This is a genomic window from Paenacidovorax caeni (assembly GCF_001298675.1).
Lineage (GTDB): Bacteria > Pseudomonadota > Gammaproteobacteria > Burkholderiales > Burkholderiaceae_C > Paenacidovorax > Paenacidovorax caeni.
Genome location: NZ_CYIG01000002.1, coordinates 13,255 through 37,417, shown reverse-complemented (window position 1 = coordinate 37,417; position 24,163 = coordinate 13,255). Strand labels below are relative to the sequence as shown.

19 protein-coding genes are annotated in these 24,163 nt (G+C 67.8%); 11 read left to right on the top strand and 8 right to left on the bottom strand.

Features of this window, described 5'->3' with window-relative positions:
* The first annotated feature begins 1 nt into the window (after position 1).
* From BN2503_RS01065 to BN2503_RS01050, 4 genes are all read left to right on the top strand, one after another.
* Positions 2 to 1,201: an ABC transporter substrate-binding protein gene (locus BN2503_RS01065; RefSeq protein ID WP_054254795.1), complete on the top strand. Its 1,200-nt coding sequence runs from the start codon at positions 2 to 4 to the stop codon at positions 1,199 to 1,201.
* A 51-nt stretch (positions 1,202 to 1,252) separates the two neighbouring features.
* Positions 1,253 to 2,137, top strand: coding sequence for a branched-chain amino acid ABC transporter permease (locus tag BN2503_RS01060; RefSeq protein WP_054254794.1), 885 nt, complete (start codon positions 1,253 to 1,255; stop codon positions 2,135 to 2,137).
* 16 nt (positions 2,138 to 2,153) lie between these two features.
* Complete coding sequence (locus BN2503_RS01055; protein WP_054254793.1) at positions 2,154 to 3,140, top strand: branched-chain amino acid ABC transporter permease; 987 nt, start codon at positions 2,154 to 2,156, stop codon at positions 3,138 to 3,140.
* 283 nt (positions 3,141 to 3,423) lie between these two features.
* Positions 3,424 to 3,852: an Hsp20/alpha crystallin family protein gene (locus BN2503_RS01050; RefSeq protein WP_054254792.1), complete on the top strand. Its 429-nt coding sequence runs from the start codon at positions 3,424 to 3,426 to the stop codon at positions 3,850 to 3,852.
* A gap of 6 nt (positions 3,853 to 3,858) precedes the next feature.
* Here the strand turns inward: BN2503_RS01050 and miaA are convergent, their stop codons facing one another.
* Positions 3,859 to 4,857: a tRNA (adenosine(37)-N6)-dimethylallyltransferase MiaA gene (gene miaA, locus BN2503_RS01045; protein WP_054254791.1), complete on the bottom strand. Its 999-nt coding sequence runs from the start codon at positions 4,855 to 4,857 to the stop codon at positions 3,859 to 3,861.
* A 131-nt stretch (positions 4,858 to 4,988) separates the two neighbouring features.
* Positions 4,989 to 6,332 (bottom strand): NADP-specific glutamate dehydrogenase, encoded by a 1,344-nt coding sequence (gene gdhA / locus BN2503_RS01040; RefSeq protein WP_054254790.1) that lies wholly within the window; start codon positions 6,330 to 6,332, stop codon positions 4,989 to 4,991.
* A gap of 310 nt (positions 6,333 to 6,642) precedes the next feature.
* Between gdhA and BN2503_RS01035 the strand changes: the two genes are divergently transcribed.
* From BN2503_RS01035 to BN2503_RS01020, 4 genes are read left to right on the top strand one after another with little or no spacing between them, the layout of a single operon-like run.
* Positions 6,643 to 7,785 (top strand): efflux RND transporter periplasmic adaptor subunit, encoded by a 1,143-nt coding sequence (locus tag BN2503_RS01035; protein ID WP_233494973.1) that lies wholly within the window; start codon positions 6,643 to 6,645, stop codon positions 7,783 to 7,785.
* Positions 7,785 to 10,889: an efflux RND transporter permease subunit gene (locus tag BN2503_RS01030; protein ID WP_054254789.1), complete on the top strand. Its 3,105-nt coding sequence runs from the start codon at positions 7,785 to 7,787 to the stop codon at positions 10,887 to 10,889. The genes BN2503_RS01035 and BN2503_RS01030 overlap by 1 nt, the downstream gene beginning before the upstream one ends.
* The gene (locus BN2503_RS01025) at positions 10,886 to 11,224 is read left to right on the top strand and encodes a DUF3240 family protein (RefSeq protein ID WP_054254788.1); all 339 of its coding nucleotides are present in this window, start codon (positions 10,886 to 10,888) and stop codon (positions 11,222 to 11,224) included. The genes BN2503_RS01030 and BN2503_RS01025 overlap by 4 nt, the downstream gene beginning before the upstream one ends.
* Positions 11,221 to 12,528 carry a TolC family protein gene (locus BN2503_RS01020; RefSeq protein ID WP_082366457.1) on the top strand — a complete coding sequence of 436 codons (1,308 nt, stop codon included), beginning with the start codon at positions 11,221 to 11,223 and terminating at the stop codon, positions 12,526 to 12,528. The genes BN2503_RS01025 and BN2503_RS01020 overlap by 4 nt, the downstream gene beginning before the upstream one ends.
* Positions 12,529 to 12,591: 63 nt before the next feature.
* Here BN2503_RS01020 and BN2503_RS01015 read toward each other — a convergent pair whose 3' ends face one another.
* From BN2503_RS01015 to mutL, 3 genes are read right to left on the bottom strand one after another with little or no spacing between them, the layout of a single operon-like run.
* Positions 12,592 to 14,001 (bottom strand): sensor histidine kinase, encoded by a 1,410-nt coding sequence (locus tag BN2503_RS01015; RefSeq protein WP_054254786.1) that lies wholly within the window; start codon positions 13,999 to 14,001, stop codon positions 12,592 to 12,594.
* Entirely contained in the window at positions 13,998 to 14,669 is a 672-nt protein-coding gene (locus tag BN2503_RS01010; RefSeq protein ID WP_054254785.1) for a response regulator, read from the bottom strand. Before BN2503_RS01010 ends, BN2503_RS01015 begins: the two co-directional genes overlap by 4 nt.
* 9 nt (positions 14,670 to 14,678) lie before the next feature.
* A complete protein-coding gene (gene mutL, locus BN2503_RS01005; protein WP_054254784.1) occupies positions 14,679 to 16,625 on the bottom strand; it encodes a DNA mismatch repair endonuclease MutL in 1,947 nt (648 codons plus the stop codon).
* 63 nt (positions 16,626 to 16,688) lie between these two features.
* On the opposite strand from mutL, the gene BN2503_RS01000 reads away from it, so the two are divergent.
* Positions 16,689 to 17,330, top strand: a complete 642-nt coding sequence (locus BN2503_RS01000; protein WP_015913060.1) for a DedA family protein — start codon at positions 16,689 to 16,691, stop codon at positions 17,328 to 17,330.
* 66 nt (positions 17,331 to 17,396) lie between these two features.
* On the opposite strand, the gene BN2503_RS00995 is transcribed toward BN2503_RS01000, so the two are convergent.
* From BN2503_RS00995 to tsaE, 3 genes are all read right to left on the bottom strand, one after another.
* Entirely contained in the window at positions 17,397 to 17,648 is a 252-nt protein-coding gene (locus BN2503_RS00995; RefSeq protein WP_015913061.1) for a glycine zipper 2TM domain-containing protein, read from the bottom strand.
* Between the two features lie 165 nt (positions 17,649 to 17,813).
* A complete protein-coding gene (locus BN2503_RS00990) occupies positions 17,814 to 19,214 on the bottom strand; it encodes an N-acetylmuramoyl-L-alanine amidase (RefSeq protein ID WP_054254783.1) in 1,401 nt (466 codons plus the stop codon).
* Positions 19,211 to 19,726, bottom strand: coding sequence for a tRNA (adenosine(37)-N6)-threonylcarbamoyltransferase complex ATPase subunit type 1 TsaE (gene tsaE / locus BN2503_RS00985; RefSeq protein ID WP_054254782.1), 516 nt, complete (start codon positions 19,724 to 19,726; stop codon positions 19,211 to 19,213). Before tsaE ends, BN2503_RS00990 begins: the two co-directional genes overlap by 4 nt.
* Between tsaE and queG the strand changes: the two genes are divergently transcribed.
* Entirely contained in the window at positions 19,706 to 20,782 is a 1,077-nt protein-coding gene (queG, locus tag BN2503_RS00980) for a tRNA epoxyqueuosine(34) reductase QueG (RefSeq protein ID WP_175537915.1), read from the top strand. The two genes, tsaE and queG, sit on opposite strands and share 21 nt — an antisense overlap.
* A 337-nt stretch (positions 20,783 to 21,119) precedes the next feature.
* Positions 21,120 to 24,155, top strand: a complete 3,036-nt coding sequence (locus tag BN2503_RS00975) for a diguanylate cyclase (RefSeq protein WP_054254781.1) — start codon at positions 21,120 to 21,122, stop codon at positions 24,153 to 24,155.
* Positions 24,156 to 24,163 lie beyond the last annotated feature (8 nt).

Here is a 24,163-nt window from a genome sequence, read left to right as displayed (position 1 = left end):
CATGAAGCAAGCAAAATTCACCGTGCTGGCGCTGCTGCTCGGCTCTGCCGGCCTGCTGGCCGGGGCAGCGCATGCGCAGGACAAAGTCAGGATCGGCTACATCTCCGACATGTCGAGCTTGTACGCTGACCTCGAAGGCAAGGGCGGTGCCACCGCCATTCAGATGGCCATCGATGACTTCGGCGGCAAGGTGCTGGGCAAGCCCATCGAGCTGCTCACCGTGGACCACCAGAACAAGGCCGACATCGCCGCCAGCAAGGCGCGCGAGTGGATCGACACGCAGAACCTGACGATGATCTTCAGCGGCACCAACTCCGGCGTCGCCCTGGCGCTGGCCAAGGTTGCCGAGGAGAAGAAGCGCGTGATGATCAACAACGGCGCGGGCAGCTCCGCCCTGACCAACGAGGCGTGCACCCCGTACACCGTGCACTACGCCTACGACACCGTCGCGCTGTCCAAGGGGGCAGCCGGCGCCATCGTCGATGGCGGTGGCAAAAACTGGTTCTTCCTCACCGCCGACTATGCTTTTGGCCACGCCATGGAGGGGGACGCCTCCACGGTTGTGAAGGCCAAGGGCGGCACGGTGGCGAGCACGGTGCGCCACCCGCTGAATGCCTCGGACTTCTCCTCCTTCCTGCTGCAGGCGCAGAACTCCAAGGCCCAGGTGCTGGCGCTGGCCAATGCGGGCGGTGACACCATCAACGCCATCAAGGCGGCCAAGGAGTTCGGCATCGACAAGACGATGAAGATCGCTCCGCTGCTGGTGTTCTACAGCGACATCCACAGCCTGGGCCTGAAGAACACCGCCGGCATGCAGTTCGTCACCAGCTGGTACTGGGACATGGACGCTGCCTCGCGCAAGTTCGCCGACGCCTACATGAAGAAGACCCAGCGCCGCCCGACCGAGATCCAGGCAGCCGACTACTCGGCCACCATGAACTACCTCAAGGCCGTGCAGGCTGCCGGCACCACCGACGCCGACAAGGTCATGGAAACCTGGCGCGGCATGAAGATGGACGACTTCTTCGCCAAGGGCCAGATCCGCGCTGACGGCAGCTACATCCACGACATGTACCTGGTCCAGGTCAAGGAGCCCAAGGAGTCCAAGGGCACCTGGGACTACTACAAGATCGTGAAGAAGCTGTCCGGCGAGGACGTCTTCACCGCGAAGGCGGAAAGCAAGTGCGCGCTGTGGAAGTGACGCGCTGCTGACCCAACCGATCCCCACCCCTTTATTGCGTCTCCTGCACCCATGGAAATCTTCGGTGTATCCATGCCAGCCATGATGAGCCAGCTCCTGCTGGGGCTGGTCAATGGCTCGTTCTATGCCATCCTCAGCCTCGGGCTGGCGGTGATCTTCGGCCTGCTCAACGTGATCAACTTCGCCCACGGCGCATTGTTCATGCTCGGGGCCCTGCTGACCTGGATGGGCATGAGCTATCTGGGCATTAACTACTGGGTCATGCTGGTGGCCGCACCCTTGGTGGTGGGGGCCTTCGGGGTGGTGATCGAGCGCCTGCTGCTGCGCTGGATCTACAAGCTCGACCACCTCTACGGCCTGCTGCTGACCCTGGGTCTGACGCTGCTGATCGAGGGCGTGTTCCGCTCCATCTACGGCGTCTCCGGCCTGGGTTACGACACGCCTGAGCTGCTCGAAGGCGCGACTAACCTCGGCTTCATGATCCTGCCCAACTACCGCGCCTGGGTTGTCGTCGCATCGCTTGCCGTGTGCGTGGCCACCTGGTACGTGATCGAGAAGACCAAGCTCGGCGCCTACCTGCGTGCCGGTACCGAGAACCCGCGTCTGGTTGAGGCTTTTGGTGTCAACGTGCCAGTGATGATCACGCTCACCTACGCCTTCGGCGCCGCGCTGGCGGCCTTCGCTGGCGTGCTCGCAGCGCCGGTGTACCAGGTTACGCCGCTGATGGGGCAGAACCTCATCATCGTGGTGTTTGCCGTGGTGGTGATTGGTGGCATGGGCTCCATCATGGGATCCATCCTCACCGGCCTCGGTTTGGGTGTGGTCGAAGGCTTTACCAAGGTCTTCTACCCCGAGGCATCGTCCACCGTGGTGTTCGTCATCATGGCCATCGTCCTCCTGATCCGCCCCGCAGGCCTGTTCGGCAAAGAGAAGTGAGCAAGGGGCCCAACGCATGAACTCGAAAAAATTCGCTCCTATCGGCTATGGCCTGCTGCTGCTGGGCCTGATCGCGGCGCCGCTGCTGGGCGCCTACCCGGTGTTCGTGATGAAGCTGCTGTGCTTCGCACTGTTCGCCTCGGCCTTCAACCTGCTGCTTGGCTATACCGGCCTGCTGTCCTTTGGCCACGCGGCCTTCCTGGGTGGCGCGGCCTACGTGACGGGCCATGCGGTCAAGGTCTGGGGCACCACGCCCGAGCTGGGCCTGCTCGCCGGCCTGCTCACGGGTGCTTTGCTCGGCCTCGTGATGGGCTGGTTCACCATCCGGCGCCAGGGCATTTACGCCACCATGATCACGCTGGCGCTGGCACAGATGCTGTTCTTTGCGGCGCTACAGGCCAAGTTCACCGGCGGTGAAGACGGCTTGCAGGGCGTGCCGCGCGGCAAGCTGTTTGGCCTCATCGACCTGTCCAGCGACATGGCCATGTACTACGTGTGCTTGATCGTGGTGGTGCTCGCCTTCCTGGTCATCGTGCGCACCATCCACTCGCCGTTCGGCCAGGTGCTCAAGGGCATCAAGGAAAACGAGCCGCGCGCCACGTCGCTGGGCTACGACACCAACCGCTTCAAGCTGCTGGCGTTCGTGATCTCTGCGGGCATCGCTGGCCTGGCCGGTTCGCTCAAGACCCTGGTGCTGGGCTTCGCCACGCTGTCCGATGTGCATTGGAGCGCCTCTGGCCACGTCGTGCTGATGACGCTGGTGGGCGGTCTGGGCACGCTCAGTGGTCCGCTCGTCGGCTCTGCCGTGGTGGTGCTGCTGGAGAACAAGATCGGCGATCTGGGCACGCTGCTGGCGCAGTGGACCACCATCGACTGGTTCAACACGCTGGGCGAATCTGTGACCATCGTCACCGGCCTGATCTTCGTGGTCTGCGTGCTGGCCTTCCGCCGCGGCATCATGGGCGAGTTGATCGCCTGGATCGAGCGCCGCCGCGCGGGGTGAAAGACGCGCTCCTTTTTTGATAGCTGCCAGCGCTTGACAGCTGGCATATTCCGGTAGATTTATTTCGGGAAATGGCTTCTAGAAAGCGCTACAAGCTATCAAGTAGATAGCAAAAGAACGGGGCCCTACGGCCCCGTTTCCATTGGCGTGCACGCTGTGCGCGCCCAGAGGGGGAATCGTCCTGCGGGGGCTTGAAGTTTTGCCGCGCGCTCGCATACTGGAAAACAAGGCCAGCGCATGGTGCGCGGGGCCTGTTTCCCACCTTTTTGCAAGGAGCTTGATCATGAACTCTCTGGTGACCCGCGGCAGCTTGTTCGATGACTTCTTCAAGGACTTCGCACCCGGTTTCTACGTGCGTCCGCTGCATGGCGACGGCCTGCCCGCGCCCTCGCAAATCAAGGTGGACGTGAAGGAAACCGAGGGCGGTTTTACCGTGCAGGCCGAGGTACCCGGCGTGCCGAAGGAAGATATCCACGTCGCGATCGATGGCAGTGTGGTCACGTTGCGTGCCGAGGTGCGCCAGCTCGACCAGAAGACCGAGGGCGAGAAGGTGCTGCGCTCGGAGCGCTTCTACGGCGCGGTGTCGCGCAGCTTCCAGCTGCCCGCCGATATTGACGCCGCCCAGTCCAAGGCGCGGTACGACAACGGCATCCTCACGCTCACGCTGCCCAAGCGGGTGAACGACACCTCGCGGCGTCTGAGCATCGAGTGAGCGTTCTCAGGTGCCCGGCAGCAGCGCCAGCGCGCCCTGCAGCAATTGCGCCAGGGCGTCTGGCGCATCGCAGGCGATGGCGCGGCGCTGCGGCATGCTCCGCAGCCAAGTGATCTGGCGCTTGGCCAGTTGGCGCGTGGCGGCGATGCCGCGTTCGCGCAGGCCGTGCATATCTAGCGGTCGGCCGCTGGCAGCCTGGGCATCAAGCGCCTCCCAGACCTGGCGGTAGCCCACGCAACGCATGCTGGGCAGGTCGGCGTGCAGGTCACCGCGCGCATGCAGGGTCTGCACCTCCTGCACCAAGCCCGCCTGCACCATGGCATCAAAGCGCTGGGCGATGCGCGTGTGCAGCCAGGTGCGGTCTTGTGGCTCTAAGGAAAAAAGGGCTGTAACGCTTTCTGGTCCTGCGCTGGTAGCTTCTTTTTTAGGAGTATGAAAGCTGGACAAGGGGCGCCCCGACACATGCCACACCTCAAGTGCACGCTGGATGCGCTGGCTGTCGCCGGGTGCCAGGCGTGCCGCCGTCGCCGGATCCACGCGCGCCAGTTCAGCGTGCAGGGCGGGCCAGCCCTCAAGCGCAGCCTGCGCATTGATGCGCGCACGCACCGCGGCATCTGCGGGCGGCATGTCGTCGATGCCATCGAACAGCGCCTTGAAGTACAGCATGGTGCCGCCCACCAGCAGCGGCAGTGCGCCACGCGCGCGGATTTCGGCGATGAGCCGCGACGCGTCCTGTACGAACTCCGCTGCGCTGTAGGCCTGCTGGGGGTCGCGGATGTCGATCAGATGGTGCGGTACGCTGGCCTGCTCACTGGCGCTGGGCTTGGCGGTACCGATGTCCATGCCACGGTATACCAGGGCCGAATCGACGCTGATGATCTCCGCACGTATGCCGCGCCGCTGCAGCACCGCCGCCAGGGCCAGGGCGCCCGCCGTTTTGCCGCAGGCGGTTGGGCCAGCGATGGCGATGCAGGGCAGGGCGGGGGAAGGTGCGGGCGCGGACATAGGCGTGCGAGCGTAACAAAGAATGCCGGGGCCGGAAAAAACAAAGCCCCGGGCCGTGGCACGGGGCTGTCCGAACGTAAAAACGTTCTAAGGTGCGGCCGGCCGCCGCAGCGGGCCGGGCCTGCGCTGCGTCAGATCACGCCCTGGGCGATCATTGCGTCGGCCACCTTCACGAAGCCGGCGATGTTGGCGCCGTCAATGTAGCTCACGCTGCCGTCGGCACGCTTGCCGTACTGCAGGCAGGCGGCGTGGATGCCTTGCATGATCTGCAGCAGGCGTGCGTCCACTTCGTCGCGCGTCCACGACAGGCGCATGGCGTTCTGGCTCATTTCCAGGCCCGAGGTGGCCACGCCACCGGCGTTGCTGGCTTTGCCGGGTGCGTAGAGCACGCCAGCGGCTTCAAATGCCTTGGCAGCCTCGATGGTCGAGGGCATGTTCGCGCCTTCGGCCACGCACAGCACGCCATTGGCGATCAGCACCTTGGCATCGTTCTCGTCCAGTTCGTTCTGCGTGGCGCAGGGCAGTGCCACGTCCACCTTGATGTGCCACGGCGTCTTGCCGGCGATGAACTCGGCGCCCACCTTCTCGGCGTATTCGTTCACGCGGCCATAGCGGTGGTTCTTTACGTCCATCAGGATGGCCAGCTTCTCGGGCGTGAAGCCGTCCTTGTCGTAGACCGTGCCCGACGAGTCGGACACCGTGACCACCTTGGCGCCGAGTTGCATGGCCTTTTCCACGGCGTACTGCGCCACGTTGCCCGAACCGGACACGGACACCGTCTTGCCCTGGAACGACTGGCCGCGCGTCTTGAGCATTTCGTCGGCGAAATACACCGTGCCGTAGCCCGTGGCCTCGGGGCGGATCAGCGAGCCGCCGAAGCTCAGGCCCTTGCCAGTGAACACGCTGGAAGCGTTGTTGGCCAGCTTCTTGTACATGCCGGCCATGTAGCCGACCTCGCGGCCACCCACGCCGATGTCGCCGGCGGGCACGTCGGTGTCCGGGCCCACGTGGCGGAACAGCTCAGTCACGAAGGCCTGGCAGAAGCGCATGACTTCGGCCGGGCTCTTGCCCTTGGGGTCGAAGTCCGAACCGCCCTTGCCGCCGCCCATGGGCAGCGTGGTCAGCGCGTTCTTGAAGGTTTGCTCGAACGCCAGGAACTTGAGCACCGACTGGTTCACCGAGGGGTGGAAGCGGATGCCGCCCTTGTAGGGGCCGATGGCCATGCTGTGCTGGATGCGGAAACCGCGGTTTACATGCACGGTGCCGTGGTCATCCTGCCAGCTCACGCGGAACTGGATGGCACGCTCGGGCTCGACCAGGCGCTCCAGCAGTCCGTGCTCTGCGTACTTGGGGTGCTTTTCAATGAAGGGCCACAGGCTTTCCATGACCTCGGTCACGGCTTGCAGGAACTCGGGCTGGCCGGGGTTGCGCTGGGCAACATGTTCAAGGAATTGGCCTACGGACGCGTACTTCATAAAAAAGGCTTTCGATGAGGAAAAGTTATGTGGCAGTGCAGCAATGAATTATGCCAAAAACGTATGTACTCATGCATAACCGTCGCACCGTTTTGGTGAGCAATGCGGCGCAAATGCCACGTTGTGGTGCTGTGCGCACCAAAAAGGAGGCTTTTCGGGTGGGGTGGGGCGGCATGGCAGACGTTTGTGGTGCGTTTTTTTGCCCAGCTGTTTTGGCTGCCCGGGGGCGGTGTGCCTTCATTTCCTGTTCATGTCTGCTGCCTAGACTGGCTGTGTTTGTTTGCCAACGTGGCGAACCGGGTTCTTCACCATGCAGCCTTCCTACCCTCTCACCGCGCGCCGCGACTGGCGCGCGCTTTCTTGCTTTTTCCTTGCCACCTTGGCCATGGCCGCCGAGGGCGCTCCACTCATTGCCTGGACCCCTGCACAGGCCGAGGCCGCAGGTGTGCGTACGCTCACACTTGCCGCAGCGCCTGTGCAGCCAAGCGCAGGCCTGGTGCTCCAGGGGCAGGTGGAACTGCCGCCTCAGGCCACGGAGTTGCTCAGTGCGCCGTTGGCTGGCGTGGTGCAGCAGGTGTTTGTGGCGCCAGGCGAGCGCGTGAAGGCGGGCCAGAGCGTAGCCCGCTTGCTCAGTCCCGAGTTGCTTGCCTGGCAGCGCGAGCTGGCGCAGGCGCAGTCCCAGGCGCGGCTTACGGCGAGCAAGCTGGCACGTGATACGCAGTTGCACGCCGAAGGCATCATTCCCGCGCAGCGGTTGCAAGACAGCCGGGCGCAGGATGAGCAGGCCCAGTTGGCCGTGCAGGAACGCCGGCAAGCGCTGCAGTCCATCGGGCAGGCAGGTGGCGGCTTGCAGCCGCAGGTGTTGCTGCGCGCCACGGCTCCGGCCACGGTGCTGGAGGTCAGCGCCGTGCCCGGGCAGCGCCTGGATGCCGGAATGCCCGTGGTGAAGCTGGCGCGTTCCGGGCGCCTGGCCATCGTGCTGCAGGCCACGCCCGAACAAGCCCGCAGCCTGCGCGTAGGCGATGCCCTGGCACTGCAAGGCTGCCAGGCGCCCGCAAAGCTGGCGGCCATCGTGCCGCAGGTACTGGGTGCCAACCAGGCAGTTCAGGTGCGTGCCGACTTCACGGCAGCCGAGGACTGCTTGCGCCTGCAGCAGGTCGTCCAGGCCACCGTGCTGCCCACGCCGGGTGGGGCAAACGGCGCACACACAGGCCCCAGCGTGCCCGTGCAAGCCGTGGTGCGCCAGGATGGCAAGGCCTATGTGTTTGTGCGCAGTGCGCAGGGCTTCGTACCCACACCGGTGGTGCTGGACGGCGCCGCCCAAGGGGCTGGGCAGCAGGCCATGCAGCCTGTGCGCTCCGGGTTGAAGGTGGGCGATGAAGTGGCCGTGGGTGGCATTGCCGCCCTCAAGGGCGCTTGGCTCGGCCTGGGCCAGGAAGGCACGGCACCGTGATGTTGCAACGTCTGATTGCCTTTGCCCTGGCGCAACGCCTGCTGATCGCGGTGCTGTCGCTGGGCCTGGTGGGCGCGGGCTGGCTGGCAATGCGTGACCTGCCCATTGACGCTTTCCCGGACGTCTCGACCACCCAGGTGAAGATCATCCTCAAGGCCCCGGGCATGACGCCTTCGGAGGTCGAGGCGCGCATCGTCGCCCCCATCGAGCAGGAACTGCTGGGTATTCCACACCAGTCGATGCTGCGCTCGCAGTCCAAATACGCCATTGCCGACATCACGCTGGACTTTGCCGACGGCACCGACATCTACTGGGCACGCCAGCAGGTCAGCGAGCGCCTGGCCGGTGTCATGGGCGATCTGCCCCAGGGCATCAGCGGGGGGTTGGCGCCCATCACCACCCCGTTGGGTGAGATGTTCATGTTCACCGTTGAGGGCGATGCGTCGCTGGCCGAAAGGCGCAAGCTGCTCGATTTCGTCATCCGGCCACGCCTGCGCGGCATCCCCGGGGTGGCCGACGTGAACACCCTGGGTGGACTGGTTCAGACTTTCGAGGTGGCACCCGACATGGCCCGGCTGGCGGCGCGGCGCGTGTCGCTGCAGCAGCTGCAAGACGCGCTGGCCGCCAACAACCGCAACGACGGCGCCGGGCGCTTGTCCAGTGGCGAAGAGTCGCTGCTGGTGCGCAGCGACGGCAGCATCACCAGCCTGGACGATCTGCGCGCCGTTGTCGTGCGCTCGCAGGATGGGCAGGCCACAGCAGCGCCCGTACGCGTGGGGGATGTGGCCGAGGTTCGCCTGGGCGCACTGACACGCTACGGCAGCGTCACGCAGAACGGCCAGGGCGAGGCCGTGCAGGGGCTGGTGCTGGGACTGCGCGGTGCCAATGCGCGCCAGCTGGTGCACGACGTGCAGGCGCGCCTGCAGGAGATCGAGGCCAGCCTGCCAGAAGGCATGAAGATCGTGCCGTTCTACAACCGTGGCAGCCTGGTCGAGCGCGCCGTGGGTACGGTCAGCAAGGCGCTTGCCGAAGCCATTGCCCTGGTGCTCGTCTTGCTGCTGCTGTTCCTGGGCAACCTGCGCGCGGCGCTGGTGGTGGCGCTCATTCTGCCGCTGTCGGCGCTCGCCACGTTCGTGCTCATGCGCCAGTGGGGGCTGTCTGCCAACCTCATGTCGCTGGGCGGCCTGGCCATTGCCATCGGCATGCTGGTCGATGCGGCCGTGGTGGTGGTCGAAAACATCGAAGCGCGTCCGGTAGAGCCGGGTACGCCGCGCCTGCACGCGCTGTACCGGGCCACGCAGGAGGTGGCCACCCCCGTGGGCGCCGGCGTCGCCATCATCATGATCGTGTTCCTGCCGCTGCTCACACTGCAGGGCCTGGAAGGCAAGCTGTTTGGCCCGGTGGCGCTGACCATCGTGTTTGCGCTGGGGGCATCGCTGCTGTTGTCGCTCACGGTGATTCCGGTGCTCGCCTCGTGGCTGCTGCGCCCGCATGCACCCGGCCACCATGCCAGCCCGTGGCTGGTGCGCAAGCTCGAGGCGGGCTATGCCCCGCTGCTCGATACCGCGCTACGCCACCCGCGCGTGGTGGGTGCCGGGGCGGTGCTGGCGCTCGCGGGGGCCTTGGCGCTGTTTCCGTTCATCGGCAAGTCGTTCATGCCGTCGCTGGACGAGGGCGACATCATCATGCAGGTGGAAAAGCTCCCCTCCATCAACCTGGAGCAGTCCGCCGCGACGGACCAGGCGCTGCAGCGCCGCATCCTGGCGCAGGTGCCCGAGGTCGAGCGCATCGTGGCCCGCGTGGGCTCGGACGAGTTGGGCCTTGACCCCATGGGCCTGAACGAGACCGACAGCTTCCTGGTGCTCAAGCCGCGCGCCGAATGGCGCTTCAAGACCAAGGAAGAGCTCATCGACGCCATCCGCGCCGCTGCCGAGGCGGTGCCCGGCGTGAACCTGAGCTTCACCCAGCCGATCGAGATGCGCACCTCCGAAATGCTCTCGGGCGTGCGCGGCGACTTGGCCGTGAAGGTCTTTGGGCCCCAGGCGCAAGAGCTTTCGCGCCTGGCCGAGGAAGTCGTTCAGGTGCTGCAGAGCCTGCCAGGCAGTGAGGACGTGCTCACCACCAAGAACGACGGCGTGCAGTACCTGCGCGTGGCCCTCGACCGCCAGGCCCTCGGCCGCCTCGGGTTGTCGGTGGAGCAAGTGCAAAACGACTTGCGCACGCTGGTCGAAGGCCAGCGCGCGGGCGTGGTCATGCAGGACGCGCGGCGTGTGCCTCTGGTGGTGCGCGGTAGCGATGACCTGCGCATGTCGCCGGAACGCTTTGCCGCGCTGCGCCTGCCCGTGCCGGGCGGCGACGCGGTGGCGCTGTCGCAGCTGGCGCGGCTGGAAGTGGCCGACGGGCCGGTGAAGATCGAACGCGAGCAGTCCTCGCGCATGGCCGTGGTGCGCGCCAACGTGCGTGGCCGCGACCTGGTGGGCTTCGTGGCCGAGGCCCAGGCCGCAGTGGCCCAGAAGGTCAAGCTGCCACCGGGCTACAGCCTGGCCTGGGGCGGCCAGTTCGAGAACCAGCAGCGCGCTGCCGCGCGCCTGGGCATGGTGGTGCCGGTGGCGCTGGCCCTCATCGTCGGCTTGCTGTTTGCCACCCTGGGCAGCCTGCGCCAGGCGTTGCTGGTGTTCGCCAACATTCCGCTGGCCCTGGTGGGCGGCATCGTGGCCCTGGCACTCACGGGGGAATACCTGTCGGTGCCGGCGTCGGTCGGCTTCATTGCGCTCATGGGGATTGCCGTGCTCAACGGGCTGGTGCTCGTTACCTGCTTCAACCAGCTGGCCGCACGTGGCATGCCGATGGCCGAAGTGGTGCGCCAAGGTGCGCTGCGCCGCCTGCGTCCGGTGCTGATGACGGCCAGCATCACCGCGCTGGGGCTGATTCCGCTGCTACTGGCCACGGGGCCCGGCTCGGAAATTCAGCGCCCGCTGGCCATCGTGGTGATTGGGGGGCTGGTCAGCTCCACCTTCCTCACGCTGGTGCTGCTGCCGCTGCTGTACCGCCGCTTTGGTCTTTCCTCTCCTTCCACGCGCGCCGCAGGCGCCGTCTCGCCATGACTGCCGATACCGCATTGACCACCCCCGACTGCCTGCTCACCCTGGCAGTTCCTGCTGCCCTCGAAGAAGACGTGCTGGATCTGCTGCGCACGCTGCCGCACATGGCCCCGGGCTTCACCCTGGTGCCGGCGCAGGGCATGGGAGCGCATATCCATCTGGCCTCGTCCATGGAGCAGGTGCAGGGCCGCGCACGGCGCGTGCTGGTGCAGCTGGCCATCGTCCAGACCCAGGTGGAGCCACTCATTGATGCACTGCGCAAGGCCCTGCCAACCCCGCAGATTGCCTACTGGGCCGCCCCCTTGCTGGCCTTTGGCCGCCTTGGGAGCCTGTCATGAGAGGCGCCACTGTCCGTTGCCTCACGGTGCTGGCCTGCGCCGTTTCGTTGGCCTGCGGCGCGCGCGCCCAGGAAGTGCCCGGGGCGGTACTGCCGCCGCCCGCCACCGTGCAGGAAGTCCTTGTGCAACTGCCCCAGGTGCGCGCTGCCGGTGCCGGCCTGGCACTGGCGCAAGCGCGCGGCGAACGCCTGCGCGCGGGTCCGCACGATTGGGTGGCCAAGGCAGGTGCCAACCAGCGCCGCGAGCAGGGCGGCACGCGCTACGCGGAAACCGAGCTGGGCCTGGAAACAGCCATGCGCTGGCCCGGCAAGGTGGAGGCCGACCGCCAACTGGGCGCGGCCGTTGAGCAGGTGGCCGTGCTTGCCCAGGCCGACGCCTGGCATGAGGCCGCGCGCACCCTGCTGGCGGACTGGTTCGAGGCCCTGCGCGCCGCGCGCACGGACCAACTGCTGCAGGCCCAGGAGGCGCTGATGGCGCGCACCCTGGCCGCCACGCAGCGCCGGGTGGATCTGGGCGAGGCCGCCACGCTCGAATTGCTCGCCACCCAGGCAGAGCATGCCCGCGTGAAGGCCCAGGCTGCGCGCGCCGCTGCCCAGGCCATGCTCGTTCGCCAGAGCCTGCTGCGCCGCTACCCGGGCTTGCCGGACCCGGCCAGCCTGCTGCCGCCGGCCGATGCCCCCTGGCCTGCCGAGGTGCCAGAGGGTGGTACAGACGGCCAGGACCCTGCCGCCGCCTGGGTCGCGCGCATTCTTGAGGACAACCACGAACTGGAGCTGGCCGAGGCGCAGGCCGGGCAAACACGCCTGCAAGCCGAACGCATGCGGCTGGAGCGGACCCCTGACCCCACGGTGGGCGTGCGCGCCACGCGCGAGCGCGGTGGGCAAGAGCATGTGCTGGGGGTCTACGTCTCGCTGCCCCTGGGCAGTGCAGGGCGCCGTGCCGACGCGCAGGCTGCCTTGGCGCAGGCCGACGTGGCGCAGCAGGAACTGGCGCGCACACGCCAGCGCGTCGAGGCCGAGGCGTGGCGCGTGGTTGGCGAAGCGGCACAGGCGCGCACCACGCTGGCCCAGCAGCGCCAGGCCCTGGCCTACAGTGAGAAAAGCGCGGCGCTGCAGGCGCGTGCCTACGCACTGGGGGAGAGTGGTTTGGGCGACTGGCTGCTGGCCCAGCGCGGTGCCCTCGATGCCCGCCTGGCGGCGGAGACGGCTGCCCTGGAGGCCCAGCAGGCGCAAGCCCGGGTGTTGCTGGATGCGCACCGCATATGGACGCCCCCGGGCCACGGCACGCCGGATGCCGAGCATTGATGGTTGCTATTGAAAAGAGAGCTGCTAGCGCTTTTCAGGTAAGCCCTGGAAGCCTAAAAGACCTCAAATTCCAGGCGCGGTGGGCTGCTCCGCCGCGCGCAGCAGCAACGCAGCGCGCAGCCCGTGGGGCTGGCCGGGCGGGGGCGACTGCAGGGCCAGCGCGCCGCCCTGGCGCTGCACGATGGTCGATACGATCGACAGGCCCAGCCCGTAGCCGGGCACATGCGCCGGTGCGCTGCAGGCCGGCGGCGCGTGGCCGTTGCGCTGGTGGCGCTGCAGTAGCGCGTGCGCGCGCTCGGGCGAAAGCCCCGGGCCCTCGTCGCTGACGCTGCAGGTGGCAGGCGCCTCCACCGCGATCGTCACCGGCCCGCTGGGGGCGTAGCGCACGGCGTTTTCCACCAGGTTGCGCAGTGCGATGGCCAGCGCGTCGAAATCGCCGCGCACCCATACGTCCTCGCTTTCGGGCAGCACCAGGTGCAGGCGCTGCAGCAGCGCGGGGTCGGACCAGAACTCCTGCGCGACCACGGCGGCCAGCTTGCCAAGGTTCACGCGCTCCTGTGCCAGGGCCGCGCCCGACTCGGCACGCGAGAGCTGCAGCAGCTTTTCACTGCGCCGGCCCAGTTGGTCGAGCGAGTCCAGCGCCTCGGCCACGCGCTGGCGTGCGGGGCCGTCGCTCACCTGGGCCAGCGCGGTCTGCAGGCGCAGGCGCACGGTGGCCAGAGGGGTGCGCAGCTCGTGGGCGGCGTTGGCGGCCAGGGCGCGTTCGGTGTCCAGCGCGCCTTCCAGGCGCTGCAGCAGGTGGTTGGCGCTACCGACGATGGTTTGCAGCTCGGCGGGCAGGGGCTGCGCCGGCGCCAGCGGGGCCAGGTGCCTGCCATCGCGCTGCTGCAGTTCGCGAGCGATCTGTCCGGCGGGCGCGAGCACCCGGCGGGTGACGGTGCGAATCAGCCAGCCCAGTAGCGGCAACACCACCAGCAGCGGCACCAGCAAGCCCAGCAGCGTGCGTGTGCGCGTGGCCTGGCGGTGCGCCAGCGGGTCGCCCGCGTGGATGTACATGGGCAGGCTGGGGTGGGCCAGGGTGTAGATGCGCAGGCCTGCATATTCGCGAAAGCCGGTGCTCAGGGGCACCGGCAAAGGGTAGCGTGGCGCGTCGGCCGAGCGCAGCAGCAGCTCGTTGTCGGTGTTCACCACCTGGTACAGCAACACGTCGTGCTTGGCGCCGTGCAGCTTGCTGTGAGGCACCTCCAGCCGGAACAGCGTGCCGTCGCGTTCGGAGGGCTTCTCGTGGTTGCGTGCATCGTGTGCCGCCAGGTCGAGCAGGCGTTCCGCGCTCTCGACCAGCCCGGCGTCAAGCTGCTCGGCCAGCTCATGCTGCACATACCAGGCCACGCCCAAACTGATGGCCACCCACACCAGTGCCACCCAGGGCAGCAGGGCACGGGTGAGCGACCAGGAAAGGCTGCGCTGCTTCATGTGCCAGTGGCGGCGGTGTTGAGCTTGTAGCCCAGGCCGCGCAAGGTTTGGATGCGCTCGCGCCCAATCTTGCGGCGCAGGTTGCTGATGAACACCTCCAGCGTGTTGCTGCTGGCGTCGGCGTCCAGGCCGTACAGGGCGTCGAGCAGGCTCTCGCGCGGGTGAATGCGGTCGGGCCGCTGCGCCAGCACGCGCAGCACGGCCCATTCCTTGGCGGTCAGCTCCACCGCCTGTCCGTCGAGCTGCACGGCCATGCGGCCCAGGTCGATCGACAGGCCGGGCAGCTGCAGCAGGGCGCTGGCGGCGCCGCTGCGCCGGCGCTCCACGGCGCGCAGGCGCGCCAGCAACTCGTCCGGGTCGTAGGGCTTGACGAGGTAGTCGTCGGCCCCGGCGTCCAGGCCCTGGATGCGGTCGGTGATCTGGTCGCGCGCGGTGAGCACGATCACGGCGGCTTCGGGCAGGCGTGCACGCAGCAGCGGCAGCAGCGCCAGGCCTTCGCCGTCGGGCAGTTGCCAGTCCAGCAGCACGGCGCCCCAGTGGGCCAGCGGCAGCAGGGCGCGCGCGGCCTGCAGGCTGGCGGCGCGCTCGCACACGAAGCCCTTGGCGCCGAGGAATTCGGCCAGGGCGCTGGCCAGGGGGAGGTCGTCTTCGACCAGCAGGATGCGCATCGCAGGCCCTCAGCGCCCGCGCAGGAAAAGCGCGTCCAGCTCTTTCATCGTGAGCTGGCGCCAGGTCGGGCGGCCGTGGTTGCACTGGTCGCTGCGGTCGGTGGTCTCCATCTGGCGCAGCAGGGCGTTCATTTCGTCCAGCGTGAGCTTGCGGTTGGCGCGCACGGCGCCGTGGCAGGCCATGGTGGCCAGGATTTCATTGTGTGCGCGCTGCACCACGGTGGTGGCATCGTGCGCGGCCAGTTCGGCCAGCACGCTGCGCGCCAGCTCCACCGCGTCGCCTTGCGCCAAGCTGGTGGGCACGGCGCGCACGGCCAGGGTCTTGGGGGAGAAAGGCACAACCTCCAGGCCCAGCGTGGCCAGCACCTCGGCGCATTCTTCCGCCGTCGCTACTTCCTGCGCCGTGGCGGCGAAGGTGGCGGGGATCAGCAGGGGCTGGCTGGCGATGCGCGCGCCGCCCTCTGCCTGGGCCTTGAGGCGTTCGTAGACGATGCGCTCGTGCGCGGCGTGCATGTCCACGACGACCATGCCCTGCGCGTTCTCGGCCAGGATGTAGACCCCGTGAATCTGCGCCACCGCCCGGCCCAGCGGCCACGCCGGGGCTTCGGCGGCGGGCGGCGCTGGCGCGGCCGCCGCGGGTGACGCCCAGGCGATGGCGGGCGCGGCCGTGGGCGGCTCGGCGAGGGGGCTCGGCTGCGTGGGCTGTGCCGGCTGCCACAGCGCCTGCAGGTCGCTCACTTTGTGGCCGGGGCGCTCGTCGAATTTGATAGCTGCTTGCGCTTGCCAGTATTGGGCTAGCGGCTGTTTTGGCTGCAAATCCTCTGTGCCGGCAGGGGTCTGCGCGGGTGCGCTAGCCGGGGCGGCGGCTGCCAGCGCCGCCGCGCGCGGGGCGGCCAACGCGTTCTCCACGGCGTGGCGCACGGCCTGGTGCACCTCGCGGCTGTCGCGAAAGCGCACCTCGATCTTTGTCGGGTGCACGTTCACGTCCACGCGTGCCGGGTCGATCTCCACGTACAGCGCATAGACGGGCTGCTTCTGGCCGTGCAGCACGTCCTCGTAGGCGCTGCGCGCCGCGTGCGTGAGCACCTTGTCGCGCACGAAGCGGCCGTTCACGTAGCAGTACTGGTGGTCGGCACGGGCGCGCGCGGCATCGGGCAGACCGGCGCGGCCTGTCACGGTGACGGGGCCCGCGCGGTGCAGTACGGCCATGGATTGGTTGACGAAGTCCTCGCCCAGCACGTCGGCCAGGCGGCGTGCCAGCGCATCCTGCACGCTGCCTTCCCCGGGCCGGGCCTGGCTGGGCACGAAAGTGGCGCGCCACTGCTCCACCAGCTTGCCTTCGTGCCAGATGGCGAAGCCCACGTCGGGCCGTGCCAGCGCGTGGCGGCGCACGGCCTCGACACAGTGCGCGAGTTCGGTGGCGTCGCTCTTGAGGAACTTGCGCCGTGCCGGGGTGGAGAAGAACAGCTCTTTCACCTCCACCGTGGTGCCGTGGCTGCGCGCGGCGGGGCGGATCTCGCCGCTGCGCGCATCGAGCAGGAAGGCGCTGGCCTGCGCCTGCGGGCGCGACAGCAGCGCCGTTTCCGACACCGAGGCGATGGCTGCCAGCGCCTCGCCGCGAAAGCCCATGGTGGCCACGGTCTCCAGGTCGTGCAGGTTGGTGATTTTGCTGGTGGCATGGCGGCGCAGGGCGACGGGCAGCTCGTCCTGCGGGATGCCGCAGCCGTCATCCTCCACGCTGATGAGGCGCACGCCGCCCGCAAGCAGCCGCACGGTAATGGCCGTGGCGCCAGAGTCCAGCGCGTTGTCCACCAGCTCGCGCACCACCGATGCGGGGCGCTCGACCACTTCGCCTGCGGCGATCTGGCTGATCAGCTCGTCGGGCAGGTCGCGGATGGGGCGGCGGGGGAGCGGGGCGGGCGCGGCGGTAGCAGGGAGGGGGGGGCTTGCATTCACCCGGGGAATTTTAGGAGCTGCGGATAATGCGCGCTTTGCCCTTGGGCGCACCCCGCTTTTTTCATGGAACTCGTCAGCTTTCTCATCGACTTCATCCTGCATGTGGACAAGTACCTCGAGGCCTTTGTCGCCAACTACGGCGCCTGGGTGTACGCGCTGCTGTTCCTGATCGTTTTTGTGGAGACGGGCGTGGTGGTCATGCCCTTTCTGCCGGGCGACTCGCTGCTGTTCATCGTGGGCGCACTCAGCGGCGCGGGGTTGCTGAATTTCCCGCTGGCCTGCGCCATCCTGCTGGTGGCGGCCATTCTGGGCGATCAGTGCAACTACACCATCGGGCGCTATTTCGGGCCGAAGGTGTTCCAGTGGGAGGACTCGCGCTGGTTCAACAAGCGGGCGTTTGACCAGGCGCATGGGTTCTACGAACGCTATGGCGGCATCACCATCGTTCTGGCGCGTTTCATGCCATTCATTCGCACCTTCGCCCCCTTTGTGGCGGGCGTGGCGGCCATGGGGCGGGGCAAATTCTCGGCCTATAACGTGGGCGGCGCACTGGTGTGGGTGCTGGGCATTTGTACCGCGGGCTATTTCTTCGGCAACCTGCCCTGGGTGCGCCAACATCTGGAGAAGATCATCTGGGGCCTGATTCTGGTGCCGGGGCTGATCGCCATCTTTGGCGCCTGGCGCGCCGGGCGTAAAACGGCGTAACCATTTCGCCCCGCCAGAAACAATATCGCCCGCGCGTGGCGGGCGAAAAACAGGGGCGCCGGGGGGTTAGCGGCGCTTGGATTTGGTCAATTCGTTGCCGATAACCGCGCCCGCTGCGGCACCGCCCACGGTACCCAGTGGGCCGCCGAACAGCACATGGCCCGCGACGCCGCCCGCCACGGCACCTGCAGCGGTACCCAGCTGGTTGTGGGTCGGTGCGCTGGCGCAGCCGCCCAAGGCGAATGCGGATGCCATCGTGGTCACGGCAAGCAGGTAACGGGTCTTCAGCACGGGGGACTCCTTTTGTGGGTTCAACATGCCTTCAATGTAGGGCGGTCGCTGGAAGTGGCTGTTACAAGCCGTGTCGTACCTGAGCAGGCGCGCACCGCGGCAAACGTTGACCAACGCCCCCTGGAGTGAACGCCAGCGCAGCCGCGTGCGGACCACGGCGAACCAGCCCGGGTTGAGCCTGGGGCAGAACCGTCAAACCGTGCGGCTACGTGCCAGCGGCGGGTTCTTGGCGAAGTAGCGCTGTATGCCGCGCATCAGTGCGTCGGCCAGTTGCACCTGGTAGGCCGCCGAGCGCAGCTTGGCCTCTTCCTCGGGGTTGCTGATGAAGGCGGTCTCCACCAGCACGCTCGGGATGTCGGGCGCCTTCAGCACGGCGAAGCCGGCCTGCTCCACGCGCGGCTTGTGCAGGCGGGCCATGCCACCGATCTCGCCCAGCAGCACGCTGCCGAGCTTCAGGCTGTCGTTGATCTGCGCGGTGGTGCTCATGTCGAGCAGGGCGCGCTGCACGTGCTGGTCCTGGCTCTTGACGTTCAGGCCCCCCACGAGGTCGGCCTGGTTTTCCTTGTTGGCCAGCCAGCGCGCCGCCGTGCTGGAGGCGCCGCTTTGGCTCAGTGCGAACACGCTGGCGCCGCGCGCGCTGGGGGTGGTGAACGCGTCAGCATGGATGGAGACGAACAGGTCGGCCTGCACGCGCCGGGCTTTTTCCACGCGCGTGCCCAGGGGCACGAAATAGTCGCCGTCGCGCGTGAGGTAAGCGCGCATGGGGTTGCCGCCGACGCTGGAGGCGTTGATGCGCTCGCGCAGCAGGTGTGCCACTTTCAGCACCACGTCCTTTTCGCGCGTGCCGCCGGGGCCGATGGCGCCGGGGTCTTCGCCCCCGTGGCCCGGGTCGAGGGCCACGATGATGAGGCGGTCGGTTTGCCGCCCCACGGCGGGAGCGCGCGGCGCTGCGCTGGGGGGCGGCGGTGCGGCAGCGGCCGAGGGCGCGGGAGCTGGCGCGGGTGGCTTGGCGGGCTCCGGGCGCTGGCCATGCTGTGCGATCAAATCGCCCAGTGGATCCGTGGGCTGGGGCGATGCCGCTTCGCTGTGCGGTGCGGAGGCCGCAGGGGCGTCGTTCAAATGCTCGGCGATCAGGGCCTCGAGCGGATCGACCGATTTCGCCGGGTACAGGTCGAACACCAGGCGGTGCTGGTACGCGGCCACGGGCGTGAGGGTGAACACCTGGGGCACTGCCGCCTGTTTCAGGTCAATCACCAGGCGCACCACGCCCGGGGCGTTCTGGCCCACGCGGATGCCCGCGATGTTCGGGTCGTCGGCACGCACCTTGGCCACCAGTTCGCGCAGCGCAGGGTTCAGGTCAATGCCTTCAATGTCCACGGCCAGGCGTGGCGGCTGGGGCACAAAGAACTGCTTGGCCGCGAGCTTGGTGTCGGACTCGATGGTGACGCGCGAATATTCGGGGGCCGGCCACACGCGCACGGCGACGATGGTGGCGCCGCGCGCGATCTGCTGCACGCCCAGCAGCAGCACCAGGCTGCCCCCGCGAAGCAGCGCGCGGCGGGTTGGGTTGGCGGGGCGTTGGGCGGGCTTCATGGCTGCAACCCTTCCAGCAGGGCTTGGCCCGGCGCGGTGAACGCTTTCAACGTGACATGCCTTTGCATTTCGTCGATTGCTTCCAGATAGATAGCTAGATCCGCAGGTGGGGCAAGCCCCGCTGCCTTTTCCGGCCATTCTGCCAGCTTGAGGCCGGGTGCGGCGAAGATATCGCGCAAGCCGGCATCCTCCCATTCCCGCGGATCGTCAAAGCGGTAGAAGTCAAAGTGCCAGATGGCCAGCCCGCCCGCCTCGTGCGGCTCCACCACCGCATACGTGGGGCTTTTGATTCGGCCCTGCACACCCAGCGCCCGCAGCAGGTGGCGCACCAGCGTGGTCTTGCCTGCGCCCAGGTCACCGTGCAGCGTGATGTAGGCGTTGGCCAGTTGTGGCCGCGTGGCCAGCCTGCGGGCCCAGGCCGCGGTATCGTCCTCGCTGTGCCAGGTGGCATCGGCCATGGCCAGGGGGGGAGCGCTTTCTACAATCGGGCGATGGTGCAGGACGGAAGTCAATGGATTCCTCGGATTCAGGAGTGGGCGCGCGAGCTGGGATTTTCCCAAATCGGCGTCACGGGTGTGGACTTGTCTTCAGCAGAGCCTGGATTGATGCAATGGCTGGCCCAAGGGTTCCATGGCGATATGCACTACATGGCGGCCCACGGCCTTAAGCGCGCCCGGCCGGCCGAGCTGGTGCCTGGCACGGTGAGCGTCATTACGGCGCGCATGGACTATCTGCCACGCAGCACCCCCGAGGGCTGGCAGGCCGTTGAATGGGAGCGCCTGCGGCGCCCGGGTGAGGCCATTGTCTCGGTCTACGCCCGGGGGCGCGATTACCACAAGGTGCTGCGCGCACGCCTGCAAAAGCTCGCCGACCGCATTGCCGAGGCCGCTGGGCCTTTTGGCCACCGCGTCTTTACCGACTCCGCCCCGGTGCTAGAGGCCGAGCTGGCGCGGCGCAGCGGACAGGGCTGGCGCGGCAAGCACACGCTGGTGCTCTCGCGCGAGGCCGGGTCCATGTTCTTCCTGGGCGAGATCTACGTGGACATGGCGCTGGCACCCACGGCGCCGGTTACGGCGCATTGCGGCAGTTGCCAGGCGTGCATGGACGCGTGCCCCACGCAGGCCATCGTGGCGCCATATCGCGTCGATGCGCGCCGCTGCATCTCCTACCTGACCATCGAGCACGCGGGCGATATCCCGCTGGCGTTGCGCCCCCGCATGGGCAACCGCATTTATGGCTGCGATGACTGCCAGCTTGCCTGCCCGTGGAACAAGTTCGCCCAGCCCAGCCCATTGCCCGACTTCGACGCGCGCGCCGGGCTGACGGGGCAGCAGCTCGTGCACTTATTCGCTTGGGATGAGGCGACCTTCCTGCGCCAGACGGAGGGCGGCCCGATCCGCCGCATCGGCCACGAGCGCTGGCTGCGCAACATCGCCGTGGCGCTGGGCAACGCGCTGCGCGCCACGGGCGACCCGGCGGTGCGTGATGCGCTGCGAAGGCGCACCCAGGACCCCAGCGCGCTGGTGCGCGAGCATGTCGCCTGGGCCCTGGCGCAGGAGACAGCCTGAGGGCGGCGCCTGTCAGAGGCCGATACGGCTTGGGTGTTGCGTGCGTGGGCCGCATCCTGGCGCCTCTGGCGCTGCTGTCGTAGGCAGGCGCAGAGCCCACGCCACGGGTTCCGTGGCAGGGTTGCCGTGAGCCTGCACGCACGCTTTGGCAGCGGTTTGCGATACTCGAGCGTGTTTGCCATTTTTGGTAAGGGTAAGTCGCCACTGCAGGTCGTTGTCAACGCCGGCTGGGCACAAGGGGGAGGCGCGGTCTGGCATGTAGCTTGGTCGTGTGTCATCGTTTAAACGAGGCAGCGAGTGCACGCTTCGCTGGCTGTTGGTAGGCGGGGGGGAAGCTATGTGGCGCACGTTCCGGTCATTGTTTGGACGCTGGACCCAGGCAACCATCGCAGTGGTGCTGGGCGTGCTGTGCGTCTGGCTGGCGCTGGCGGGGTACTGGGTCGTTCTGCTGGACAGCCACGAGGCGCAGCGCCGCTACGCCGCGCAGCAGACTTGGCTGCGTGTGGGGCAAATGGCCCAGGCCATCTCGGTGCAGGTGCAGACGCTGCTTTCCGGGCTCGACTACACATCGCGCCAGTTGGCGGGCGAGTATGCCGATGGGCGCGGCGGCAATTTTCAGCGCGCGGTGCAATCGTCGCTGGACGCTTATCCCCAGGGCACGTTGGTGCAGATCGCCGTGGCCGATGCCGAGGGCCAGGTGGTGTTTTCCAGCCTGGAGCGCCACGGCAAGCCGCTGGCGCGGGTTTCGATCCGTGACCGCGAGCATTTCCAGGTCCATGCGCGCCAGCAGGTGCAGGGCCTGTTCGTTGGCCGGCCCGTGCGCGGGCGCGTGTCGCAGGAGTGGACCATCCAGCTCAGCCGGGGGCTGTACCGCGACGGTCGGTTCGTCGGCGTTCTGGTGCTGTCCGTTTCCCCGGATTACATCGGGCGCTACTTCCACACGCTGTTCGATCGCACCGACGATGTGGTACTGCTGGTGCGTGAGGATGGTGCCTATCTGGCGCGCTCGCAAGCGCAGGACGCGGTGCTGGGCCAGTCCCTTCCGCCGGAACGGCTGCAACTGTTCATGCCCGGCCTCAAGCAGGGGACCTACGAGGTGGTGGCCGCAGTGGATGGGACAGACCGGCTGTATGCCTGGCGCCGGGTCGAGGGGTATCCCGCCATTGTGAGTACCGGGCTGGAGCGCGACACGGCATTTGCCTCGGCGGAGGAAGCCATTGCCCGCAGCGTGGAGCGCAACGCTGTGGGCTCGGCCTGCATCGTCCTGGGGTCGTTGGTGATGGTCTGGCTTGCGCTGCAGCGCCAGCGCAGCGATTGGCTGCGCGTGCAGCAGGAGCGCCGCTTTGGGCGCCTGGCGCAGGAGGTGCCCGGGGGGCTGTTTCAGGTGCGTATGGCCTCTGGCGGCCGGCTCACCGTGCCCTATGCCAGCCCCGGATTTTTTGCCGTGCATGGCGTGCCTGCGAAGGCGTTGGCCGGGTTCGAGGTGGACTTCGTGCACCACGTACACCCCGAAGACCAGCCGCGTGTGCTGGACGCCGTGCAGGCGAGCGTGCGTGCAGGCCAGGCCTGGGAGCAGAAGTACCGCATTTGTACGCCCGAGGGCGAAGTGCGCTGGCTGCATGGCCAGGCCCGGCCGCAGCAGGAGGAGGACGGAACCCTGGTGTGGCACGGCTACATCCACGACATCACCCAGGACCAGGCCATGCAGGAGGCCACGCGCCTGAGCGAAGAGCGGCTGCGCCTGACGGTGGGGGCCGTGGGCGACGGGCTATGGCAGTGGCACTGGCCCTCGGCCAGCGTGGAGTGGGATGCGCGCTGCTACCAGATGCTCGGCTTTGCACCGCGGGCGTTCACGCTCACTTTCGACACGTTCATGGGCCGCGTGCACCCGGCAGACAGGGCGCGCGTCCAGGCGCAGTTGCAGCGCCATGTCGAGGACGGGGCCGATTTCCGGGTGGAGATGCGCCTGGCGACGGCCGATGGCGGCTGGCTGTGGGTCGAGTTGCGTGGGGAGGTCACGCAGCGCACGCCGCAGGGCACGCCGTTGCGCATGTTGGGCACGCATACCGACATCCAGCAGCGTGTGGAGCAGTCCCGCTTGATCAAGGTCTTGTTTGACCGCAGCGGTGCCTTGATCGTCATGGCCAACGCGCGACGCGAGATTCTGTACGCCAACGAGAGCGCCGCGCAGGTGTTCGGTATCGAGGCTGGGGTACAGACGCAGGCGCGCTCGTTCCGCGACGTCCACACCAGCGACGAGAGCTTCGCGCGCTTCGGCAGTTTCTACGAAACGCTCAAGCAGTGCGGCACGGCGCGTACCGAGTGGCCCTTGCGCACGCGCGAGGACGAGGCGCACTGGTTCGATATGCTGGGCTCGCCGCTGGACCCCGAGGACCCCGCCAGCGACGTCGTCTGGACCCTGATGGACACCGATGCGCGCCACCGCGCCGAGGCGGCCCTGGGTGAGGCGCAGCACCGGCTTGAGGCGCTCCTGGAGCATTTCCCGGCCGGCATCCTGGTGACCGACGCGGCTGGCGGGCAGGTGCTGGCCGTCAATCGCATGCTGGTGGCGGTGTTGGGGCTGGAGGGCCCGCCCGCATCCCTGGTGGGCAGGCCCGTCGCCGCACTGACTGACCGCCTGGCGCCGCTGACGGATGCGGCTGGTGGCGGCGCCTGGGGGGCGCGCAGCGAATCCGCAGTGGGCAAGCGGCTGCAGTCGCTGCCCGATGGCCGCTGCCTGGAGGTCGAGAAAATCACCCTGCGCGACGGCGCACACCACCTCGGCGAGTGCTGGGTGCTGCACGACGTGACCGAGCGCAGGCAGCGCGAGTCGCTGCTGGAGAGCATGGCGCTGACCGACGGGCTGACGGGCGTGCCCAATCGCCGCGCCTTCATGGCGCGGCTGGACGAAGAGATTGGCCGCCTGCGCGCAGGCACTGTGGCGTCCTCGGCCCTGCTCATGCTGGATATCGACCACTTCAAGCGCGTCAACGACACCTACGGACATTCCGCTGGCGATGCCGTTCTGAAGCATCTGGCTGCGGTCATCACCCAGGCGCTGCGCAAGGGCGACATGGTGGGGCGGCTCGGGGGCGAGGAGTTTGCCGTGCTGCTGTCCGATGCCGATGGCGCGGCTGGCTACCGGCGCGCCGAAAGCCTGCGCGAGGCGGTGGCCGCGTGCGCGGTGCCGGTGGACACGGCCGGGTACATCCGCTGCACCATCAGCCTCGGGGTGTGCGCGATGCAGTGTGGCGACGCCTCGGCGCAGGACTGCCTGGCGCGGGCTGACGCCGCCCTGTACGCTTCGAAGCGCAATGGGCGCAACCAGTCCACTGTGTGGTCGCAGGACCATTCAGAGGCCACTTCAGCCTGATTTTTTGA

What these genes read in the sequence shown, in the direction of transcription:
- BN2503_RS01030 (WP_054254789.1), top strand. Translation starts at nt 7,785, where the DNA reads ATGTTGCAACGTCTGATTGCCTTTGCCCTGGCGCAACGCCTGCTGATC.
- BN2503_RS01050 (WP_054254792.1), top strand. Translation starts at nt 3,424, where the DNA reads ATGAACTCTCTGGTGACCCGCGGCAGCTTGTTCGATGACTTCTTCAAG.
- BN2503_RS01055 (WP_054254793.1), top strand. Translation starts at nt 2,154, where the DNA reads ATGAACTCGAAAAAATTCGCTCCTATCGGCTATGGCCTGCTGCTGCTG.
- miaA (WP_054254791.1), bottom strand. Translation starts at nt 4,857, where the DNA reads ATGTCCGCGCCCGCACCTTCCCCCGCCCTGCCCTGCATCGCCATCGCT.
- BN2503_RS01020 (WP_082366457.1), top strand. Translation starts at nt 11,221, where the DNA reads ATGAGAGGCGCCACTGTCCGTTGCCTCACGGTGCTGGCCTGCGCCGTT.
- BN2503_RS01025 (WP_054254788.1), top strand. Translation starts at nt 10,886, where the DNA reads ATGACTGCCGATACCGCATTGACCACCCCCGACTGCCTGCTCACCCTG.
- BN2503_RS00975 (WP_054254781.1), top strand. Translation starts at nt 21,120, where the DNA reads ATGTGGCGCACGTTCCGGTCATTGTTTGGACGCTGGACCCAGGCAACC.
- BN2503_RS01065 (WP_054254795.1), top strand. Translation starts at nt 2, where the DNA reads ATGAAGCAAGCAAAATTCACCGTGCTGGCGCTGCTGCTCGGCTCTGCC.
- queG (WP_175537915.1), top strand. Translation starts at nt 19,706, where the DNA reads ATGGTGCAGGACGGAAGTCAATGGATTCCTCGGATTCAGGAGTGGGCG.
- BN2503_RS00990 (WP_054254783.1), bottom strand. Translation starts at nt 19,214, where the DNA reads ATGAAGCCCGCCCAACGCCCCGCCAACCCAACCCGCCGCGCGCTGCTT.
- BN2503_RS01010 (WP_054254785.1), bottom strand. Translation starts at nt 14,669, where the DNA reads ATGCGCATCCTGCTGGTCGAAGACGACCTCCCCCTGGCCAGCGCCCTG.
- BN2503_RS01035 (WP_233494973.1), top strand. Translation starts at nt 6,643, where the DNA reads ATGCAGCCTTCCTACCCTCTCACCGCGCGCCGCGACTGGCGCGCGCTT.
- gdhA (WP_054254790.1), bottom strand. Translation starts at nt 6,332, where the DNA reads ATGAAGTACGCGTCCGTAGGCCAATTCCTTGAACATGTTGCCCAGCGC.
- BN2503_RS01060 (WP_054254794.1), top strand. Translation starts at nt 1,253, where the DNA reads ATGGAAATCTTCGGTGTATCCATGCCAGCCATGATGAGCCAGCTCCTG.
- BN2503_RS01015 (WP_054254786.1), bottom strand. Translation starts at nt 14,001, where the DNA reads ATGAAGCAGCGCAGCCTTTCCTGGTCGCTCACCCGTGCCCTGCTGCCC.
- BN2503_RS00995 (WP_015913061.1), bottom strand. Translation starts at nt 17,648, where the DNA reads ATGTTGAACCCACAAAAGGAGTCCCCCGTGCTGAAGACCCGTTACCTG.
- BN2503_RS01000 (WP_015913060.1), top strand. Translation starts at nt 16,689, where the DNA reads ATGGAACTCGTCAGCTTTCTCATCGACTTCATCCTGCATGTGGACAAG.